The organism is Synechococcus sp. WH 8109 (assembly GCF_000161795.2).
In the GTDB taxonomy this organism is placed as follows: Bacteria; Cyanobacteriota; Cyanobacteriia; order PCC-6307; family Cyanobiaceae; genus Parasynechococcus.
Map to the genome: position 1 here is coordinate 1,203,836 of NZ_CP006882.1, position 18,460 is coordinate 1,222,295.

The window sequence follows — 18,460 nt, forward strand, 5'->3', positions numbered from 1 at the left end:
ATGCCCTCCAGTCCACGCAACCGCATTGGCGAGGTATACGGCAAACTCACCGTGGTGCGCGCATCCGAACGGCGGACCAAAGCAGGAAACGCCTTTTGGTGGTGCCGCTGCAGCTGCGGGGCCGAACGGGAAGTTCCCAGCGACAAGTTGTCGCTGAACTCGGCTCGCCGCAAGCCCACCGTGAATGCCTGTGAAACATGTTCCCGCGAACTTCAAATTGAAGGGGTCTATCGCAAAAACGATCGGGAGGAAAAACAACGCCGCCAAGCATCGCTGGAAGCCAGATCACAGCTGAAGGGCCAAGTGCCTGATCGCTGGCTATCCCTTCCGCTAACCGATGCCCACGCGCGAGAACTGGGACAAAAACTCTTTTTCCGTGGAACGATCTGTCTGCGTGGACACCTAGCCCCTTACCGCATCAACGGCGGCTGTCAGGCTTGCTCCGGTCAGACTCCATCAGCGGCAAATTCGCCATCAACCAAGCCCAAAGGGTCATAACAGCGGCACCAAAGGCCAACATCGCTAGGAGCTTGGCTTCCATTCAGAGGAAATCAAAATCGTCTTCCGAATCACCGGAAAATGCATTCATCACGAGGGCAGAGAAGGGCACAAATACGGCCGCCATCACAAGTATTTCCACTGGGCTTAAGAGCGACCATTTAAATTTAATGAGTTTTACTTTACAAAAAGTCATCAGCACTACCGTCCCACTGGAGTGAGTTCAAATACTCATTTCTGATCCAGGCATAGGCATTTCACTCCGTTGTCAGCCCAGACGGCCGAATCAGACTGAACTGAGTCGGACAACGACGATGCCAAAGGTGCTTAAGGCGGCCTCACAAACGATTCGCAATCTGCTCAAGCCGGCAACTCAACACAGCTTCTCCGAAGACCGTCTGCGCAACGACCGGCAGAGCTACATCGCGATGACGCGGGCGCTGGTCGATGCCCAGCTCAAATGGCGTGATGCGGAGCTCAGCTCACGCCTCTGGAAAGAAGTAGCCGAGCGCGGCATGGATCGCGGCCGCCTGCTTCACCTCATCTACAGCGTTAACGCTCATCACGATGATGAAGCTCTGCAGAACGCCGACACGGCCTATCTGCAGCTGGTTGATCCAAGGGATCCCTGAGGCGGAACAGCCTTAGAGCTCAAACAAAGTGCCCAGCAGCATGGCGGGATGGGTTGACTCCCCTGCCGTGCTGCGTTCGAGCTGAACAGCCATAACACAGTGAGCCATGAATCGAACGGCCGAAAGAACAGCCAGACCAATGCACAGGGGGCAGTGCGTGAGGGTCAAGACAGGGGCCTGCCGGAGTGATGGACCCATCCCAAAGCAGAAGCCGGGACGCGCCACGATCTCTTCAACAAGCGTCATGCAAGAGACCCACCCCCCACCACCCCGCTGGCAGGTGGTGAGGGGTGGAGTAGAGGGTGGCTGGTAAAGTTGTCGTTTATTGCTCTCTTTCGGGGAACGGATGAGTCAGGTCACAGTCGGCGAAAACGAAGGTATTGAATCCGCGTTGCGTCGCTTCAAGCGCTCCGTCGCCAAAGCCGGCATCTTTTCTGATCTGCGTCGGATCCGTCACCACGAGACCCCTGTTGAGAAATACAAGCGCAAGCTGAAGCAGCGTTCACGCAACCGGCGTCGCTGAGCTCCCACGACACAGCAGTTGTAAACGGGCCCGAGGGCCCGTTTTTTTGTGCCCGTCCGTTGCTCCAAGCGGATCAGCTCGCCACGTCACGCTCTACTTCACGGTGCGCTCTGGTTTTCGCCAGACTTCATAAATGCTTAATACGACCAAGACCAGCAGATGGTGTTGATCAATCCCTTTTGCCCGATCAGCGCGGCAAAAATCGCTGGCTTGAAGACCACCGTGGTCTTGCTGTTGGTTTTACTAATGAAGTCGAAATTGCTGCGAATCAAGATGTCCCTCCTGGGATCTGTTCTTGGATTCGCAATGCTGGTGAGCTTTTTGCTCACCACAGGCCTACTCACTGCAATCACTGGCGGAGCCGTCGCTTACGCCGCCATGCAAAACCGGAGCAACTGAGTCATGCGCAATCGTCTTCCTTTCTTGAGCGGACTTGCATTGGCAACCCTCGGGGTTGCAGGTCTTGCCGGCGGTGGTTTGCTTTGGAATTTTCAGGGGCGCACCTTAGGGCTTGGCAGCACTGTCACGGCGTTGGTTCTGCTGGGAATCAGCTTTGTTCTGCTTCGGCCTGAACCACGACTTTCACCAATTGAAGTCCCTGAAGCCAGCCAGCCGCTCAAGATCAAGGCACCACAGGCATCCTTCCTTGGCCTGATGCTGGCGATCATCGGCACCTTCGGCATGGCGGGTTCCGGGTTGCTGTGGAACTTTCAGGGTTTGGCGTTTGGACTCACCGGCACCCTGACGGCCACCGTTGCTCTCTTGCTGAGTCTGCTTTTTCTGTGGCCCCTCGGCACCTCCAAAGCCAAAACTTCTCTCAAGGCCGAGCCGGTAGATACGATCGAAGCTGTTTCGGAGAGCGCACCTCCCGCACAAACCACAGCAGAAGCCATTGCAGAATTGCTGGCAGCAGAGCAGCAGCAGCGCCCAGAACTGACATTGGTGAATTTCGCTCCGCTGAACCTGTTGCCGGGCCAGAGCGTCCCCACAAAATCTCGCCGCGCAGGCAGTTCTCTTGGTCGTTATCGCTCAATGGCTAACGATTTGTTCAAGAGCTGAAGTCTCTCCAGAGATTGCGAATTTGTCGGTGCCAGGGTGTGATGTTGAGATCAGGGCGCTGAACATTTGATCTGGGTTGATCAACACTTAATCCAGCCTCTTCCATCTCCCGTCGCAGACGACGGGTGATTGGGATGAGCGCGATTGAAAGCACCAAAGCTGCGAGAAGCAGAAAGGGAAGTAACGACACCAGCCAAATGGTGGCAACCACGGTGATTGCACCAGCCATAACCGTCTTCAGCCATCGCGGCAGGGTTCTGCTCTGTTGACCTGGAAGTTGCTTCATGGCTCAGGACAGTCCGTTCGCCCTTGAAAAATCCGCTGGAGTTCACGTTGAAATGCTGTTGCGCTGAGTGGTTCCCCCAAGCGCCTGCGTTGGTTGCTCCGAAGAACAGCTCCAATCCAACAAACCTGCAGAGCAACCAACAGCGAAGCAATGATCAGAACCGGAGATTCAAGTTCATTCCACTGCATCTCAGTTCAGTAACTGGATTGGGGCAGGGTGAAGCCCGACTGCATATGACCAACATCAAGCATCACATAGGTAAGCCAAATCAGCACTGCTGCAACACCAGCCCCTGCAGCAACCTTGGCCAAGGAGCGGCCGATCATCTCGAGCAGGCTGACCTCTTTCATCGCGTTGATCCAACTTGGATGATTCTGACGCGTCTTTCGCCCATACCGTCGCCAGCCATCAAAAAAGCCCCACCATGGCGGGGCTTTAAGACCTGGTCACGCTGGCGTTCAGCGGCTGGCCACGGCCTCTTCCAAAACAGCGGCCTCGCCACCTGCGAAATCCGTGTCTTCCGCAGCAGAAAATTGCATGTCGGGCTCAAGGCGACGGGCGATGAGCTCATCAATGGAAAAGACGCCTGGGCCACAGGCGAGAACGGCCACAGCAGCCGCGAAATAAAGACCAAGCAGCTCCAGCAAATAGATGTTGAAGCCCGCTGTGACGATGGCGTGATAGATGGCGACGGAAATCGTACCCGCCACTGCCAAGGCTCCCATCCGCGTCAGCAACCCAGTGATCAACAACCAGCTGCCAATCACCTCAGAGAACGCTGCGACGTAGGAGAGAAGGATCGGAAAGGGTAGATGGAGAGGGCGAACAAATGCATCTGCAAAATTCTCGATATTGGCGAGCTTTTCGTAACCGTGGTGAATCAGCAGCGCGCCGGTGAACACCCGAAGCAGAAGCAGACCGAGATCGCCAGCAATGGGGCGGATCAGAATGGCGCGAATCACCGCAGAACACGTCGACTACACACAACTTAAATAAGTTGCGTGCACTTACGCGGCTTCGCGCCAGGGCGGAGCAAGGAATGGGTACTTTTACTCAGTCGTCGTAGACCAGACACTCGGGCTCGTCGGGGTTCTGCTCGCAGAACAACTCAAGGGGTGAGGGGTCATGGGGATCATCAGGAAATTCTTTCTTGTGATCCAACAGCCACTGCAGCTCCTCCGTGAGATGACGCACCTTGCCTTCGTTGTGCTCAGACAGGGCCTTAAGGAACTCCTCCTGGTCCTTCTGAATGTGCTCGTCAATCGTTTTCATGACTGAAACTGTCATCTGGCTGACATTCGGGTGTTAGCGAAGACCACCCCGATCGATCAGTCGGTAGATCTACCTTTGTGGCCGAAACCACACAACAGATCCGCTTCGGGCCCCATCACGTCCTGTGACACCACAGTGGCCATTGGACGGTGGCCGCAGGAAAGTCAGGACGGCTGATGGTTGAGTTGATGCAATTTTCCGAACGCAGCGTTCTGACGGGGCTGCTTGTCTTCGCCGTAGGAGTTGTGGTGGGAATCGGAATTGGCTCAGCCAGTGCTGTTGCCGCCCTAACCCAAGGCGCACCTGACGTTCTGCAGAGTTGGTCGGGGGTGGTTGCCCTGCCGTAAAGGTTGACGAGCAAGCCTTTCCGGCCTATCAGAAACGCAGATCGGGTGAGTCGCGCGATGCTGTCAGATGAGCGGCAGATTTTTAGTCGTGACAAGAAGCCAATGCGGCAACTCCTGAAACGGCTTCAACGCTTTTTGTTCGGATAATCAACGCGTTCCAACACTGATATTCCCCGCGCCAATCAACTGTTCAAGACGTGCAGTAAGTTTCATTTCGGTGCGATCAAATCGTTCCTGATTACCGGCGACATAAGCAAGCTCTTCATTGGTGATCACCTGGTGGGTGACGGCGTCAAGGTAAATCTGAACCAGGGACATCCACTTCGGCATCAACCGGCGGCCATCCTGGCAACACTTGAACGAAAACGGTGAATCGGGCCACGTGGAACTGAGCTATGGATCGAGAGACCATTCAGAGCCTGATCAAGCAATGCAGTTTGGGGCTGTTCGATCTGGCCTGTGCCGTTAGCGGACACCCGAGCTGGGACCTCAACGTGCCTGTGGGGGTGATAGATGCACGACGCTCCAAACCAAAGCTGATGGTGAGTGCCATCGGCACGATCAACTCAACCCTGAAGGCCTCATCCACCATTGCCCACCCGTTGATGGTGCGCCTGTTCGAACGGTTCGAAGACGTGGGACTGGAACAGGCGTTGACGGAAATGAAAAGTGGTGAGGATGGGGAGGCGTTCTGCGAGGTCTGGCAGGCCTACAGGGATGAACGCCGTTGTGGTGATGCCCCGATGTGGAGCATCGAAGACGCCACAGCCTTTGTGGTGCACTCCCGCAAGGCTCACGCTGATCGTGAAGTGGCCTGCGTCGCCATTCTCCCGGGGGATCCCCACCGCATCATCACTTTTTCAGTTCCTATCACCTTCCTTACACGAGATTGAGTGTGTCCGAACTGCTAATGCAAATCGCCCTGCTGGGCATCGCCATCGGCGCCAATGCCCTCTCGGCTCTGGCGGGAGGGGGAGCAGGACTGGTTCAACTGCCCGCACTCATCCTTCTGGGCCTTCCTTTCTCCATGGCACTGGCCACCCACAAGGTGGCCAGTGTTGCGCTGGGGCTAGGAGCGAGTGGGCGTCATTGGCGTGCCAGCAGTCTTGACCTGAAACGCTCGGCGCTGGTGTTGGCCGCTGGTCTTCCTGGAGTGTTTGTGGGAGCCAGCATGGTTCTTGCGCTGCCCGATCAAGTTGCCACCGCGAGCCTTGGGCTGCTGACCCTGGGGCTGGGTGTTTATTCGGCCCGGAAACCGAATCTGGGGACGACAGACCAGCCCTACCAGCTGACAGCCCGCACCGTTGGGCTTGGCAGTTGCGGGCTGTTCATCATTGGCGTTCTCAACGGATCCCTCACCTCAGGCACGGGGTTGTTCGTCACTCTGTGGCTGGTGAGCTGGTTTGGGCTGAGCTACGCCAGAGCCGTTGCCCACACCCTGGTGCTAGTGGGCCTGGGGTGGAATGGCACCGGTGCGGTGGTGCTGGGTTTAAGCGGTGAAATCCGTTGGGACTGGCTTCCACCGCTGGTGCTGGGTTCGCTGATCGGAGGCTTCCTGGGAGCCCACTATTCCCTGGTGAGAGGAAGCCGCCTGGTCAAACAAGCCTTCGAGATCTTGGCGCTGCTGATGGGTGGATCACTGCTGATCCGCAGCCTCTGAATCGGCGTCTGTAAGGAAACGCCCCGAAAACCGCGTGGCCAACACCACTGTTGCGGCCCCGTAGGCGATGAACGTCACCGCCTGACCAGAGCTGGCCGTTTCGTAGACCTCACCCGTCAGCAGCATCCAGTCCATCAAGGACGCCACCGTTCCCCAGATCACCACCCAGACGGACACGTAAGCAACACCACGGAAGGTCCGATTCACAAGGCCATGGATCGAGCGAACCCGACGCTAGTGGAAGTCGCTCGAACGAGGAAGGCCTGCGGCTCCCGTAATGTCGCTGATTGAACCGGTTGAGGGGATGCCGAAGAAACGCCGCAAGCTCAACAAAGAGATGGAAGCGGAGATGGCCGCTGCCAAGCGCAAGATTGAGCTGGTGGGCGCGCTGATCAACGACATCCGCGATGAAGACATCCAGGGTGAGTACCTCGGCGCCTTCACGCAAATCCGCAGCGCTGTGGTGAATCTGATCGCGAAGTACACCACGGACGGATTCTGCGAAGAAACCGAGGGCCTTCTGGCGCTGTACAAGGGCTTGATTGAGCAGTTTGAAGAGGAGTACGAGCTCTGAACAGGCACTAACGCAGCACAGTGTTTAGGTTCACTTGCCTTCGTGCCTTGCCATGGCTCTTCGAGAGACCAAACCACAGGTTTCGCCGCTGCGCCTCAAGATCACCGTGTTGATCGCCGGCTTCGGCCCCCTGGTCGCCATTGGCCTCTGGCTTCAGTCCAAGGGGTTTTTCAACTGATGCCATGCATCGATTCCTCGCCACGGCTGGACTTCTCAGCCTCGGCCTGGTTCCCGGCGTGAGCTGGGCCGAGACCATGACAGCTCAGGTGGGCGCTGACTTCTGATGACAACACCAATGATTCACCCTCCGCTGGACGCAGAACAGATCCGTGTCCTGTTCACCAAGCCCTACGGCACACCCGGCCCCACAGCTGCGCAGTGGAAAGCCGTCTATTCCAATGACGTGCATTTCACCGATCCAACCCAGGAACGGCAGGGCATTGACGCCTACATCCTTGCCCAGGACGGTCTGATGCAGCGCTGTGAGGACGTGTTCCTGGAAACGGAATCGGTGGTGGTGAACGATGAAACAGCCTTTGTTGAATGGCGCATGGGCCTCAAGATCAAAGGGATTGAGTTCATCTACCCCGGAGCGACCCGGCTCCGTTTCAATCCAGACGGAAAGATCGGGGACCACCGCGATTATTTCGATTTCGTAGGCCCCACGTTTGCTCCAGTGCCCGTGATTGGTGGACTGGTGCGCTGGCTCTACAAACGCTTCGTTGCCTGAACCACGGGCCCAGGGCCATCTCTTGATCGGTCCCCCGGGCAGCGGCAAGTCCACCCTCGCCAGGATCCTCTCTCCGCGGCTACCTGCACGGGTGATCGCCAATGACGCTCTGAGGGAACAGCTGTGGGGAGACGCGAATGTGCAGGCCCCTTGGTCTGAATTGGAACCCCATCTGCATGGCGCCATCGACCGCGCCATCGCTGATGGCGACAACGTGCTGGTGGATGCCACCCATACGCAACTCAACTGGCGCCAAGTGTTGATGCAGCGAAGCATGGGGGGCCAGCACCTTCAATGGACCGGTTGGTGGTTGCAGACACCGTTGGATCAGTGCCTGGTCTGGAACCGCTGCCGCCAACGGTCCGTTCCAGAGGCCGTGATTCGTGCGATGCACTTGAGGCTGAACAGTCCCCCCAACAGGCCCGACCTCAGCGAAGGATTCACAAGGTTGATCCGCCTCAATCCCGCCGGCTCACAGCTCAACAATCAGATGAACCGAGCCCTCCAGACCATCCTTAATCCCTTGCCATGAAGAAAGGTGAGCAGGTCATGCACCCCCTTTGAAGTCCCATCAACGTGATTCCAACGGCACAAGTGTCATGACACTCGGCGAACTCTTTCTCGAAGCCATGTCCACCGGGGTGATCACCAACGGTGAGATGGCCTGGGTGACCGCCCGCCAGGATCAATTCACACGAACTGAGGAGGCTGTCGCCCAACGACTCGGCCGGTTGATCGACGAAGGCACGATTCAACTAGGTTGTCGCATGCCGAAAATCGCCCTCAGGTTTTAGTGATGGTGCTTGCGTCGCCGTGAATGACGACGCATCCGCTTCACCAAACGGCCGCTAGCGGAGCGGCTTTCAGCACACTCGAGCTGATTCCAACGCCATCCCAGCCAGGACAGCACCACGACTATGGCAAGGGCGATCAACCAACCCACGGGGACAACGGCTTAAAAGAACAACGCAGGAACAAGGCTGCTGGAGCCAAGTTCTCTTCCATCGTTAATGAAGCAGGTGGGGATGCAGTCCAGGCAGGCCTGAAACGACTCAATGCGTTGTACAGCTGCCAACTCAGCGCTGTCGCTGCTTCCCTGCTCAAGAGTGAAGGGAGCAGGTTTCAGCGCTGACCGTCCTGGTCAAGACTGAACTCAAGCAACGCTGCCGTGAGCAAGGTCTTCATCGACTGCAGGGCCTCCTGCTCTCTGGGATCTGGCCCCCCGGGCCATTTCTCAAGGTGAAAGCTCACCGAGCGATGGAGCAGGCGAACAGCTTCAAGGTCCAGATCGAACTGGAGGGTTGGGCGAGGCTCACTCATAGGTCCATTCTTCCCGACACCAAGTTGACAGCCGGTAGAACAGAGGGCAGTACATAGTTACCAATAAGACGGGTCTGGGCATCGTCAACGCTCTACCGCCAAGCGCATGGCCATCGATGGGATCAGGACAACTACGACCCAGCCGGTCTCTCATGGTGTGCCTCACCTGCCAGCACTTTCAGCACACCCTTGCTGAGGCGGGGGTCACCCAGCCAGCCTGCTCACACCACCAAGAGCGCATCCCCCAGGGGGCACACCTCACAAACCGCTGCCATCATTGGATGCAACTGCTAGAGAAGCAGATGGGTTAGTGCCCTGAAGGGGCCTGATGCGCCGCCCAACCTTCTCAGCGAACACAGCAACAAAAAGCCCCCTCCTCGGAGGGGGCTTTCCGATTCAGTTGATCTGAATCGTTTGTTGATTCCAGATCAACCGATGGCAGGAGCCTGCAGAGCCACAGGAGTGGACTCAGCAGCAGCCAGGTCGAGGGGGAAGTTGTGAGCGTTGCGCTCGTGCTGCACTTCCATGCCGAGGTTGGCGCGGTTCAGCACATCAGCCCAGGTGTTCAGGACTCGGCCCTGACTATCCAGGATGGACTGGTTGAAGTTGAAGCCGTTCAGGTTGAAGGCCATGGTGCTGATGCCCATGGACGTGAACCAGATGCCTACAACAGGCCAGGCGCCCAGGAAGAAGTGAAGGCTACGGCTGTTGTTGAAGGAGGCGTATTGGAAGATCAGGCGACCGAAGTAACCGTGGGCAGCCACGATGTTGTAGGTCTCTTCCTCTTGGCCGAACTTGTAGCCGTAGTTCTGGGACTCGGCCTCGGTGGTTTCACGCACCAGGGAGGAGGTCACCAGGGAGCCGTGCATGGCGGAGAACAGGCTGCCGCCGAAAACACCTGCGACGCCCAGCATGTGGAAGGGGTGCATCAGGATGTTGTGCTCGGCTTGGAACACCAACATGAAGTTGAAGGTGCCAGAGATGCCCAGGGGCATGCCATCAGAGAAGGAACCCTGACCGAAGGGGTAAACCAGGAAAACAGCCATCGCTGCAGACAGCGGAGCGCTGTAAGCGACGCAGATCCAAGGGCGCATGCCCAGGCGGTAGGAGAGTTCCCACTGACGACCCATGTAGGCGGAAATGCCGATCAGGAAGTGGAAGCAGACCAACTGATAAGGGCCGCCGTTGTACAGCCACTCATCGAGGGAAGCAGCTTCCCAGATGGGGTAGAAGTGCAGGCCAATAGCGTTGGAAGACGGAATAACAGCACCGGAAATGATGTTGTTGCCGTAGATCAGGGAGCCAGCGACGGGCTCACGGATGCCATCGATATCAACCGGGGGAGCGGCGATAAAGGCAATGGTGAAGCAGATGGTGGCCGCCAGGAGGCAGGGAATCATCAGCACGCCGAACCAACCCACATAGATGCGGTTGTTGGTGTCGGTCACCCACTGACAAAAGGCTTCCCAATTGCTCTGGCGTCCGCTGCGAATTGCGGTGGACATGGAAGAAAAGAAGACGGATGAACCTCTCCCAAAAAATGGGACAGGTGAATCAAGTTTATGGACGGAACGTTCCGTTACATGACAACTCAACAATCAGAATCAGGTCTCAAAAAAACTTCATTAAGCGCTTTACTAAGCGTTCATGAAGTTGCATGAAGCAACCACTCTCGGGATTGCTGAACAAAGCCATTCCAGTTCACCCGTTCCTCCTCTGCAGCCCGAGCCACCAACAACGGTGCCTGCTGCTTCAACGCCACAAGATCAAGCTCATCCACACCGGCATTGATCGCCAGCCAATCCGCCATCGAGCGCCCCACCACACGGGTGAGGTAAGCCGCACTTAGGGCCTGCATCGAACCTGCGATCAGCCAGCTCCCCCCATCCAGCTTGGCCAGCCCAAGCAAAGTCTGTCCGGTCCACTCCACCACGCCCTGAGCGAGAGCCACCCGAGCCAGCTGCGCCGCCGCTTCCCTCAACACATCCGGCTGCAGCGATGTTCCCCAGATCTCTCCCATCTCCTTGATCATCAAACCGTTCGCCACCGCCACGGCCAGAAGATCAAGGCTGGCGATTGGGGAGGCCATCACAGACCCGGCCACCACCCACTGGGTGCGCTGCTGGATCTGCAGAAAGCGTTCTCGCCGAAGCGATTCGAGGTCACGCTGCCAACGGCGATGCAAGTCCGCTAAGAGTCGCGGACGCGTCTCCACCGCAGCTTGTTTCAGCGAACGGCGCAACGGTGCCAGAGCAGTGCGCAGCTGTATCGAAGACTCCTGAACCAAGATCCGCTCACGCCAGCGTTCGGGAAGGTCGTCCCGAACACCAGCGACGGCATCGGTATGTGCGTCCTGCGCGTCGGTCGACACAAGCAGCCAGGCCGGCTGATCGTCAGGCACCTGCTGAAGCCAGAGCAGATCTGAGGCCAGCAGTGGCGCCTGCAGGCTGAACAGGATCAGATCCTGATTCAGCAGGCCGCTGGGCCAGCAACGGCTGCCGTCGTCGGTGGTCAGGGGATGGCAGAGAGACAGCGTCACCGGCGCGGGGCCAGCCAGAGAGCTGCTGAGGTCTGCTTCATTCGGTCCCTGAGAGCCCCCCAAGGCGACCATCGCCATGCGCACAGGACCGCAGCGGTCCAGCACCTGTTTCAGTTCAATGCGACGGGACAGATCGGCAGAGGGTTGCTGCTCAAAACGTGCGAATTGATCGAGCACCTCCTGGCACCGAGCGATCCATCCATCCAGAGAGACCGGCGCTGTAAACAGCGGCTGACTTGGCTTGCGACCAAGCCAGATCACAACGCCACCAGCGGCCAGCAGACCCAGACCCCCGCCGGGAACATGCATCACATCACTGATCAGCCACTGTCCAGCAAGCAGACCAGCTCCAGCCAGAGCCAACGGCCGCAGCAGCGACGACGGTGGAATCACCAGTTCTGGCCATGAAGCCGGGAGTTTCAACAGAACGGCTGCTGTAGCAGTGGCCCTTCTTAGCTCAACCCACCACCTGACACCAGGACTTCAGGCCAGAAACACGAGTTCTCCATAAGTTGGGAACAGGCCGGAGTCAGCCGTGACACACAGTCATCCCAATGCGATGGTCGACAACCGCCGAGGGGTGCGCAGGGTTCTGATGGTGGCCCTGGCCCTGAACATCAGCATGTCGCTGCTGAAACTTCTGGTTGGGGCCATGAGTGGTTCCCTGGCAGTGATCGCCGATGGCATGCACAGCGCCACCGATGCGTTATCCAGCCTCACGGGACTGGTCACCAACAAGCTGTCCGACCCACGCCCCGACAGGGATCACCCCTACGGCCACCGCAAATACGAGGCGGTGGGAGCCCTGGGCATCGCTGGTTTCATCCTGTTCACAGCCCTTGAGATCCTGCTGCGTTCAGGGGAGAGGCTTCTCGAGGGCCTTCCACCCATCCGGGTGACCAGCCAGGAGCTGGTGCTGCTCACGCTGGTGCTGGGGTTCAACCTCTTGCTGGCGGGATATGAGCTACGGGAAGGTCGGCGACTGAACAGCAACTTGCTCAAAGCGGATGCTCAACATGCGGCGAGCGACGTTTGGACCACCGTGGTGGTGCTTGTGGGCATGGCAGGGGCGGTGTGGCTGCAGGTGAGTTGGCTCGACGTCGCGCTGGCCATCCCCATGGCACTCCTGTTGATCCGTGTGTGCTGGCAGGTGCTGCGCGGAACCTTGCCCTGGCTGGTGGACCACATGGCGGTTGCACCTGAAGCCATCTATTCCGAAGCGATGGCCACCGCCGGCGTCTTGAACTGCCACGACATCGCCAGCCGGGGCGTTCTGGGCCAGCAGGTGTTCATCGAAATGCATATGGTTGTCGACGCAGACGACCTCACCAAGGCGCACCAGATCACCGAACAAGTGGAAGAGCGCTTGGACGAAAGTTTCGGGCCGGTGCGGTGCACCATCCATCTGGAACCCAAGGACTACGTGGAGGACGGGATCACCTACACCGGCGCCCATGGCTGAGGTCGACACCACAAACCATGAGCTCGCTGGGCTGACCGAGCGTCAGCAGCGGGGGTTGATTGAGGTGCTCGATGAAGTCCGTCGTGCCGAGGGGTGGTCGTGGCAACTGCCGGTGTTGGTGCGGGAACGCTGCTGGCTAAAACTGTCTCGAACTCCCCTGACCGAGCTGCATCGCTGGCTTCCTCCGGATGGGCGCGATGAAGCCCCGGAATTGATGCATTACCGGCGGTTGCTGCAGCAGGGGATGGATCCACTGTTGGCCCAACAGAACTGCTGGCGGGAGTTCGGCATCGAGGACTGCCAAAGAGCGCTGCGGGACTACTGGAACAGTCGTGACACAGCCATCCACGGTTGGACAGCCGAGCGGTACCGACAACTGGTGAGCAGCTATCGCGAACGGATCGAACGGGGGATCACGGTGGTTCCGATGCTGGTACTGGCTCGGAAGAACAGCGTTGAATGCCACCAACTGCTCTGGATCACCGAAAACACCCCGGTGATGCGTCACACTTGCGCCTGATTCCAGGCCATGGGCCATGAGTGATTCCTACAGCGATCCCCAACAACAGGCGGGACAGGGAGACGGCGGCCGAGACGGTCAGCGCAGTCGAGGCAACCGTGGTGGCGGCCGTGAAGGCGGAGGCTTCCGGATTCGTCTGAGTGACAACGAAATGCGCTCAGCACGGGCACTGCAGGAGGCCTTCAATCTCCGCTCGACCGTGGCTGTGCTGGGTTTCGCAGTCCGCAGCCTTGGCCAAATGCTGGAGGACGGCCAACTCGACGCTCTGATCGAACAGCAGCGCAATCAGCCTGCCCGAGGTGGCCGGCGTGATGGTGGTGGCCGTGATGGTGGTGGTCGTGGCCGCCGCTTTGACGATGAACGTGGTGGCCGTGGGTCCCGTCCGAATCCCTTTGCCCGACCGGCCAAACCCCAGCCGGAGGCTGCAGCCGAACCGGTTGTGGAGCCTGTGTTGGAGTCAGAAGCAACCGCCAGCGACAACACCAACACCGAAGCAACCGAGGCCTGATTGATGAGCCGGCCAAGGGTTCTTTCCGGGGTGCAACCGACCGGAGCACTGCACCTCGGCAATTGGCTGGGTGCCATCCGCAATTGGGTTGACCTGCAGGAGACCCACGACACCTTTGTATGTGTTGTGGATCTCCACGCCATCACTGTTCCTCATGACCCCAGCCGCCTGGCTGAGGACACCCGTTCCACTGCGGCGCTCTACCTGGCCTGTGGCATAGACCCCAAACGGTGCTCGGTGTTTGTGCAGAGCCAGGTGGCAGCCCACAGCGAACTGTGCTGGTTGCTCAATTGCGTCACGCCGCTCAACTGGCTGGAACGGATGATTCAGTTCAAGGAGAAAGCGGTGAAGCAGGGGGACAACGTCTCCGTGGGCCTGCTGGACTATCCGGTGTTGATGGCGGCTGACATCCTTCTCTACGACGCTGACCTGGTGCCCGTCGGTGAAGATCAGAAGCAGCACCTGGAGCTGGCGCGCGACATCGCCCAGCAGCGGATCAATGCCCGCTTCCGCGGCAAGGACACGCCGGTGCTCAAAGTGCCCAAACCGCTGATCCTCAAGGAAGGGGCACGGGTGATGAGCCTGACGGATGGTCGCAGCAAGATGAGCAAGAGCGATCCCAACGAGGGGAGTCGCATCACGCTTCTAGACCCTCCGGAGCTGATCACCAAAAAGATCAAACGCGCCAAGACCGATCCAGAGCGAGGCCTCGAATTCGGCAACCCAGATCGACCAGAAACCGACAACCTGCTTGGCCTCTACGCAATTCTGAGCGGCAAAGGGCGGCAGCAGGCGGCCACTGAATGCGCCGAGATGGGTTGGGGACAGTTCAAGCCGCTGCTGGCCGAAGCCACAGTGAGCGCGTTGGAGCCCATCCAGGCCCGCTACCGGGAGCTGATGCAGGACCCCACAGAGCTCGATCAGGTGCTAAGAACAGGCCGTGAGAAGGCCGAAACCGTGGCCAACGACACCCTTGAACGGGTTCGGGATGCCTTGGGCTTCGCCCGGCCAGCCTGATCAGCAACAAAGAGAAGCATTAGATGCTCTGATCAATGCGACGGCGATGGGCTCAAGCCATGGCCCCTGAGGCTTTAGGGAGACAACTTCAGCTACAGACGCGAGTCTCACAAGACTCCCAGCCTTCTCTCAGCTGCATATACACAGCACAGACAGAGCGTCAACCCCTAAGGCGCCGATCTCGCGTCCAGGTCTCGTGGGCCAGCACTCTGATCGTCCACCTGATTGTTCTGCGTGCATCGCCCTTTTTCTGTGTTCAGCCCAGCTACACGTTGGAGCCGGCCTGTCGTCGGTGCAGCCCTGACCGCAGGATTGGTGCTGTCCGCAGGAGCCAAACAGCCGCTCCAGAACGCAGAGGCGCCTGCAGAACAGGCTGAGCAAAGCTCCCCCAGCAGCCGCGCCACCCTGTCCTCCGGCAAGGAGGGTGGTCGTTACGAGCTGACACCTGAGCGACGCGCCCTGCTCAACACCATTCGCTACGCCGAGGGGACCTGGAAAGACGGTGAAGACAAGGGCTATCGGATCATTTACGGCGGCGGGCAGTTTCAGGACCTCTCACGTCATCCCGAGCGGGTGATCGTGAAGCGCTACACCAGCGCCGCAGCCGGGGCCTATCAATTTCTGCCCAAGACCTGGAAAGGCGTGGCGGAGGAACTCAAGCTGTCCAGCTTCGAGCCCAGGCACCAGGACCAAGCCGCTCTGCACCTTGTTGAGCGTCGCGGTGCTCTCAAAGAAATTGACCGGAAAGGCCTAACCAGGAACGCCATGGCGAAGCTGGCTCCCGAATGGGCATCTTTCCCCACCTGGACCGGCCGCTCCGCCTACGGTCAACCGGTGAAGAGTCCTCAGGAACTGGCGAGCTTCTACAGCAGCAACCTGCGCCAGCTGCGCAATCAGCTCGGGGCCTGAGGCGAACGGTTCGACCCCAACCTCGCGGCCAGGGCCCACACCTCCGTGACCAAGCCATGCCACGGGTTCATTACCTCCATCGAGACAGCCATGGGCTGCGTTGATGCAGCCATAAGGGATCGTGTTGCAGCAATGGCCTTCTTGCCGTCCTGCAGCCGCTCCTCCATGCGTTGGCGCTCCTGCAACGGCATCACCTCCTCCGGACAGGCCTGCAGAAGCTCTTCACCGCGCTGAAACCAATGCTCGAAGTCATCGAGCAGGGATGCCAGCAACTCATCCAACAGTGCGCCAGCTTCCTGATTGGTTGACTCACCCACCTGTAGCCCTCGGGTCTCGCCCATAAGATGGCGGGCCCTGAACCTGAACCGGTGAGCAGCGCTGCAGCAACCACCCCAGCCCCTTCAGCACCGGTGGTTCTGCCCAAGACCAGCGAAAGCGATCAACTGCTGAGGATTAGGCACTCCATGAGTCATGTGATGGCCATGGCTGTGCAGCAGTTGTTTCCAAAGGCACGCGTCACCATCGGCCCCTGGACCGAAACAGGTTTCTATTACGACTTCGACAATCCCGATCCCTTCACCGAGGCCGACCTGAAGGCCATCAAGAAGGGGATGATCAAGATCATCAACAAGAAGCTGCCTCTCGAACGGGTCGAGGTGAGCCGCAACGAGGCCGAGGAAAAAATCAAAGCCCAGAACGAGCCCTACAAGCTCGAGATTCTTGAAGGACTGCAGGAGCCGATCACCGTCTACACCCTTGGGGAGGACTGGTGGGACCTCTGTGCCGGCCCCCACGTGGATCACACCGGCCAACTCAATGCCAAGGCCTTCGAGCTGGAAAGCGTGGCGGGCGCTTACTGGCGAGGCGATGAAACCAAAGCGCAGCTGCAACGCATCTACGGCACGGCCTGGGAAACCCCGGAACAGCTGGCGGAGCACAAACGTCGCAAGGAAGAAGCGCTTCGCCGCGACCATCGCCGCATCGGCAAAGACCTCGACCTCTTCTCCATCGAGGATGAAGCCGGGGCTGGTCTGGTGTTCTGGCACCCCCGCGGTGCCCGAATGCGCCTGTTGATCGAGGAGTTCTGGCGCCAGGCCCACTTCGAGGGCGGATACGAGCTCCTTTACACCCCCCACGTGGCGGACATCAGCCTCTGGAAGACCTCAGGCCACCTCGACTTCTACGCCGAGAGCATGTTCGGCCCGATGGAGGTGGACGAGCGGGAATACCAGCTCAAGCCGATGAACTGCCCGTTCCACGTGCTCACCTACGCCAGCAAACTGCGCAGCTACCGGGAACTGCCGATCCGCTGGGCAGAGCTTGGAACGGTGTATCGCTATGAGCGGCCCGGAGTGATGCACGGTCTGATGCGGGTGCGGGGCTTCACCCAGGACGATGCCCACGTGTTCTGCCTGCCGGAGCAGATCAGCGACGAGATCCTGAAGATCCTCGATCTCACCGAACGGATCCTCTCCTCCTTCGATTTCAGCAACTACGAGATCAATCTCTCCACCCGCCCCGAGAAGTCCATCGGCGATGACACCGTCTGGGACCTGGCCACCAAGGGACTGATTGAAGCCCTGGACCGCAAGGGTTGGGCATACAAAATCGATGAGGGCGGCGGTGCCTTTTACGGACCGAAAATCGACCTCAAGATCGAAGACGCCATCGGCCGGATGTGGCAGTGCTCCACGATCCAGTTGGATTTCAACTTGCCGGAACGGTTCGATCTCGACTACGTCGCCGCCGACGGCAGCAAGCAGCGACCGATCATGATCCACCGCGCCATCTTCGGTTCGCTGGAGCGGTTCTTCGGGATCATGACCGAGAACTACGCCGGCGATTACCCCTTCTGGCTGGCCCCCGAGCAAGTGCGTCTGCTGCCTGTCACCGACGAGGTGCAGCCCTACGCAGAACAAGTGTTGGACCAACTCACCAAAGCTGGCGTTCGCGCCACGATCGACCGCAGCGGTGACCGGCTCGGTAAGTTGATTCGCACCGGCGAACAGATAAAAATCCCGGTGCTGGCTGTCATTGGTGCTAAGGAAGCGGAGCAGAACGCCGTGAGCCTTCGCAGCCGACGGGACGGTGACCTTGGGGTCACAGCGGTGGCCGACCTTCTCAGGGCTGCCCAGTTAGCCAACAGCGAGCGCGTCGCGGGCCTGGAGCTAAACCGATGACGGATTCCACTGTGCAGCACCTGGCCGATCTCGCGCGTCTGCGAGGAGCGCCGGAGTTGCTTCCCCAGACCAGAAACGAGCTGCGAGGAGAACTCGATCAGGCGATGGCCAAGGCCAGCTGGTTCACCATCGGCGTCATGGCCCCGTCCAGGGAGCAGGCCCTTACAGCGCTGCGCAGTCTCGAGCAAAGCCAACAGTGGGAGCCGCTGGAGCTCGTCGACAGCCCCGAGGAGCAGGGCCCTGTTTTCCTGAAAGCCAATCAGAAGGGGGGCACGATCCGCATTCGGATCGAGCATGGCCTTGGCGAAGGAATTCTGATCAGTGGACACGGTGACGACGACAACACGCCAAGCACCACCTGGGGACCGCTTCCACTGGACTTCTTCTTCTGAGCCAACCACGCTGGTAGGAGTTGCCGCAGCCC

General features: G+C 59.0%; 32 protein-coding genes. 21 read left to right on the forward strand and 11 right to left on the reverse strand.

All coding sequences use genetic code 11. The features are described from left to right. Together Syncc8109_RS06540 and Syncc8109_RS06545 are read left to right on the forward strand one after the other, a co-directional pair. On the forward strand, positions 1-498 hold the full coding sequence (locus Syncc8109_RS06540; protein ID WP_025362344.1) for a hypothetical protein: 498 nt from the start codon (positions 1-3) through the stop codon (positions 496-498). Between the two features lie 314 nt (positions 499-812). Beyond that, complete coding sequence (locus tag Syncc8109_RS06545) at positions 813-1,130, forward strand: hypothetical protein (protein WP_025362345.1); 318 nt, start codon at positions 813-815, stop codon at positions 1,128-1,130. Between the two features lie 12 nt (positions 1,131-1,142). Here Syncc8109_RS06545 and Syncc8109_RS06550 read toward each other — a convergent pair whose 3' ends face one another. Then, the gene (locus tag Syncc8109_RS06550; RefSeq protein WP_006851686.1) at positions 1,143-1,376 is read right to left on the reverse strand and encodes a hypothetical protein; all 234 of its coding nucleotides are present in this window, start codon (positions 1,374-1,376) and stop codon (positions 1,143-1,145) included. A 100-nt stretch (positions 1,377-1,476) separates the two neighbouring features. Between Syncc8109_RS06550 and rpsU the strand changes: the two genes are divergently transcribed. From rpsU to Syncc8109_RS06565, 3 genes are all read left to right on the forward strand, one after another. After that, on the forward strand, positions 1,477-1,653 hold the full coding sequence (rpsU, locus tag Syncc8109_RS06555) for a 30S ribosomal protein S21 (RefSeq protein WP_009790002.1): 177 nt from the start codon (positions 1,477-1,479) through the stop codon (positions 1,651-1,653). Positions 1,654-1,812: 159 nt separating this feature from the next. After that, positions 1,813-2,052 carry a hypothetical protein gene (locus tag Syncc8109_RS12880; protein WP_025362346.1) on the forward strand — a complete coding sequence of 80 codons (240 nt, stop codon included), beginning with the start codon at positions 1,813-1,815 and terminating at the stop codon, positions 2,050-2,052. Positions 2,053-2,076: 24 nt separating this feature from the next. Beyond that, positions 2,077-2,712 (forward strand): hypothetical protein, encoded by a 636-nt coding sequence (locus Syncc8109_RS06565; RefSeq protein WP_232202394.1) that lies wholly within the window; start codon positions 2,077-2,079, stop codon positions 2,710-2,712. Here the strand turns inward: Syncc8109_RS06565 and Syncc8109_RS06570 are convergent. From Syncc8109_RS06570 to Syncc8109_RS06585, 4 genes are all read right to left on the reverse strand, one after another. After that, the gene (locus Syncc8109_RS06570; RefSeq protein WP_025362347.1) at positions 2,702-2,998 is read right to left on the reverse strand and encodes a hypothetical protein; all 297 of its coding nucleotides are present in this window, start codon (positions 2,996-2,998) and stop codon (positions 2,702-2,704) included. The two genes, Syncc8109_RS06565 and Syncc8109_RS06570, sit on opposite strands and share 11 nt — an antisense overlap. 194 nt (positions 2,999-3,192) lie before the next feature. Further along, positions 3,193-3,348, reverse strand: coding sequence for a hypothetical protein (locus Syncc8109_RS12625; protein WP_006850963.1), 156 nt, complete (start codon positions 3,346-3,348; stop codon positions 3,193-3,195). A 108-nt stretch (positions 3,349-3,456) separates the two neighbouring features. Continuing rightward, complete coding sequence (locus Syncc8109_RS06580) at positions 3,457-3,960, reverse strand: DoxX family protein (protein WP_006850151.1); 504 nt, start codon at positions 3,958-3,960, stop codon at positions 3,457-3,459. Positions 3,961-4,051: 91 nt separating this feature from the next. After that, a complete protein-coding gene (locus Syncc8109_RS06585; protein WP_006852050.1) occupies positions 4,052-4,270 on the reverse strand; it encodes a CP12 domain-containing protein in 219 nt (72 codons plus the stop codon). 176 nt (positions 4,271-4,446) lie between these two features. On the opposite strand from Syncc8109_RS06585, the gene Syncc8109_RS12310 reads away from it, so the two are divergent. After that, positions 4,447-4,617: a hypothetical protein gene (locus tag Syncc8109_RS12310; protein WP_006849949.1), complete on the forward strand. Its 171-nt coding sequence runs from the start codon at positions 4,447-4,449 to the stop codon at positions 4,615-4,617. Between the two features lie 147 nt (positions 4,618-4,764). On the opposite strand, the gene Syncc8109_RS12630 is transcribed toward Syncc8109_RS12310, so the two are convergent. Continuing rightward, positions 4,765-4,947 carry a hypothetical protein gene (locus tag Syncc8109_RS12630; protein WP_006850680.1) on the reverse strand — a complete coding sequence of 61 codons (183 nt, stop codon included), beginning with the start codon at positions 4,945-4,947 and terminating at the stop codon, positions 4,765-4,767. Positions 4,948-5,012: 65 nt separating this feature from the next. Here Syncc8109_RS12630 and Syncc8109_RS06590 point away from each other — a divergent pair, with 65 nt between their 5' ends. After that, entirely contained in the window at positions 5,013-5,510 is a 498-nt protein-coding gene (locus Syncc8109_RS06590; RefSeq protein ID WP_006850678.1) for a hypothetical protein, read from the forward strand. A gap of 17 nt (positions 5,511-5,527) precedes the next feature. Beyond that, positions 5,528-6,277 carry a sulfite exporter TauE/SafE family protein gene (locus Syncc8109_RS06595; protein ID WP_006849813.1) on the forward strand — a complete coding sequence of 250 codons (750 nt, stop codon included), beginning with the start codon at positions 5,528-5,530 and terminating at the stop codon, positions 6,275-6,277. Here the strand turns inward: Syncc8109_RS06595 and Syncc8109_RS06600 are convergent. After that, positions 6,254-6,484 (reverse strand): hypothetical protein, encoded by a 231-nt coding sequence (locus Syncc8109_RS06600; RefSeq protein ID WP_006851740.1) that lies wholly within the window; start codon positions 6,482-6,484, stop codon positions 6,254-6,256. The two genes, Syncc8109_RS06595 and Syncc8109_RS06600, sit on opposite strands and share 24 nt — an antisense overlap. A gap of 97 nt (positions 6,485-6,581) precedes the next feature. Here Syncc8109_RS06600 and Syncc8109_RS06605 point away from each other — a divergent pair, with 97 nt between their 5' ends. The 6 genes from Syncc8109_RS06605 (at position 6,582) to Syncc8109_RS06625 (ending at position 8,713) form a co-directional block, all read left to right on the forward strand. Further along, positions 6,582-6,851 carry a hypothetical protein gene (locus tag Syncc8109_RS06605; protein WP_006850218.1) on the forward strand — a complete coding sequence of 90 codons (270 nt, stop codon included), beginning with the start codon at positions 6,582-6,584 and terminating at the stop codon, positions 6,849-6,851. A 52-nt stretch (positions 6,852-6,903) separates the two neighbouring features. Next, on the forward strand, positions 6,904-7,029 hold the full coding sequence (locus tag Syncc8109_RS13070) for a hypothetical protein (protein WP_006850359.1): 126 nt from the start codon (positions 6,904-6,906) through the stop codon (positions 7,027-7,029). Positions 7,030-7,134: 105 nt separating this feature from the next. Continuing rightward, on the forward strand, positions 7,135-7,581 hold the full coding sequence (locus Syncc8109_RS06610) for a nuclear transport factor 2 family protein (RefSeq protein WP_045172745.1): 447 nt from the start codon (positions 7,135-7,137) through the stop codon (positions 7,579-7,581). Further along, positions 7,574-8,113, forward strand: a complete 540-nt coding sequence (locus Syncc8109_RS06615) for an ATP-binding protein (protein ID WP_006851449.1) — start codon at positions 7,574-7,576, stop codon at positions 8,111-8,113. The genes Syncc8109_RS06610 and Syncc8109_RS06615 overlap by 8 nt, the downstream gene beginning before the upstream one ends. Before the next feature lie 67 nt (positions 8,114-8,180). Next, on the forward strand, positions 8,181-8,375 hold the full coding sequence (locus Syncc8109_RS06620; RefSeq protein ID WP_006851167.1) for a hypothetical protein: 195 nt from the start codon (positions 8,181-8,183) through the stop codon (positions 8,373-8,375). Positions 8,376-8,398: 23 nt separating this feature from the next. Then, entirely contained in the window at positions 8,399-8,713 is a 315-nt protein-coding gene (locus tag Syncc8109_RS06625) for a hypothetical protein (RefSeq protein ID WP_025362349.1), read from the forward strand. Here Syncc8109_RS06625 and Syncc8109_RS06630 read toward each other — a convergent pair. The 3 genes from Syncc8109_RS06630 to Syncc8109_RS06640 form a co-directional block, all read right to left on the reverse strand. Further along, on the reverse strand, positions 8,704-8,901 hold the full coding sequence (locus Syncc8109_RS06630; RefSeq protein ID WP_006851951.1) for a hypothetical protein: 198 nt from the start codon (positions 8,899-8,901) through the stop codon (positions 8,704-8,706). The two genes, Syncc8109_RS06625 and Syncc8109_RS06630, sit on opposite strands and share 10 nt — an antisense overlap. A 428-nt stretch (positions 8,902-9,329) precedes the next feature. Next, a complete protein-coding gene (psbA, locus tag Syncc8109_RS06635; protein WP_006850794.1) occupies positions 9,330-10,406 on the reverse strand; it encodes a photosystem II q(b) protein in 1,077 nt (358 codons plus the stop codon). Positions 10,407-10,546: 140 nt separating this feature from the next. Next, complete coding sequence (locus Syncc8109_RS06640) at positions 10,547-11,863, reverse strand: YcjF family protein (RefSeq protein ID WP_006851055.1); 1,317 nt, start codon at positions 11,861-11,863, stop codon at positions 10,547-10,549. Between the two features lie 136 nt (positions 11,864-11,999). Here Syncc8109_RS06640 and Syncc8109_RS06645 point away from each other — a divergent pair, with 136 nt between their 5' ends. The 5 genes from Syncc8109_RS06645 (at position 12,000) to Syncc8109_RS06665 (ending at position 15,856) form a co-directional block, all read left to right on the forward strand. Next, a complete protein-coding gene (locus Syncc8109_RS06645) occupies positions 12,000-12,902 on the forward strand; it encodes a cation diffusion facilitator family transporter (RefSeq protein ID WP_006851710.1) in 903 nt (300 codons plus the stop codon). Beyond that, entirely contained in the window at positions 12,895-13,422 is a 528-nt protein-coding gene (locus Syncc8109_RS06650) for a hypothetical protein (RefSeq protein ID WP_006851101.1), read from the forward strand. Before Syncc8109_RS06645 ends, Syncc8109_RS06650 begins: the two co-directional genes overlap by 8 nt. A gap of 16 nt (positions 13,423-13,438) precedes the next feature. After that, positions 13,439-13,930, forward strand: coding sequence for a hypothetical protein (locus tag Syncc8109_RS06655; RefSeq protein ID WP_006851549.1), 492 nt, complete (start codon positions 13,439-13,441; stop codon positions 13,928-13,930). Between the two features lie 3 nt (positions 13,931-13,933). Beyond that, positions 13,934-14,947, forward strand: coding sequence for a tryptophan--tRNA ligase (gene trpS, locus Syncc8109_RS06660; RefSeq protein ID WP_006850693.1), 1,014 nt, complete (start codon positions 13,934-13,936; stop codon positions 14,945-14,947). Between the two features lie 234 nt (positions 14,948-15,181). Next, entirely contained in the window at positions 15,182-15,856 is a 675-nt protein-coding gene (locus Syncc8109_RS06665) for a glycoside hydrolase family 104 protein (RefSeq protein ID WP_045172930.1), read from the forward strand. On the opposite strand, the gene Syncc8109_RS06670 is transcribed toward Syncc8109_RS06665, so the two are convergent. Beyond that, entirely contained in the window at positions 15,841-16,197 is a 357-nt protein-coding gene (locus Syncc8109_RS06670) for a DUF2605 family protein (protein ID WP_045172746.1), read from the reverse strand. The two genes, Syncc8109_RS06665 and Syncc8109_RS06670, sit on opposite strands and share 16 nt — an antisense overlap. Positions 16,198-16,200: 3 nt before the next feature. On the opposite strand from Syncc8109_RS06670, the gene thrS reads away from it, so the two are divergent. Both thrS and Syncc8109_RS06680 read left to right on the forward strand, forming a co-directional pair. After that, a complete protein-coding gene (gene thrS, locus Syncc8109_RS06675) occupies positions 16,201-18,036 on the forward strand; it encodes a threonine--tRNA ligase (RefSeq protein WP_006849637.1) in 1,836 nt (611 codons plus the stop codon). Beyond that, positions 18,033-18,428 carry a DUF1824 family protein gene (locus Syncc8109_RS06680; protein WP_025362351.1) on the forward strand — a complete coding sequence of 132 codons (396 nt, stop codon included), beginning with the start codon at positions 18,033-18,035 and terminating at the stop codon, positions 18,426-18,428. Before thrS ends, Syncc8109_RS06680 begins: the two co-directional genes overlap by 4 nt. Positions 18,429-18,460: the final 32 nt, after the last annotated feature.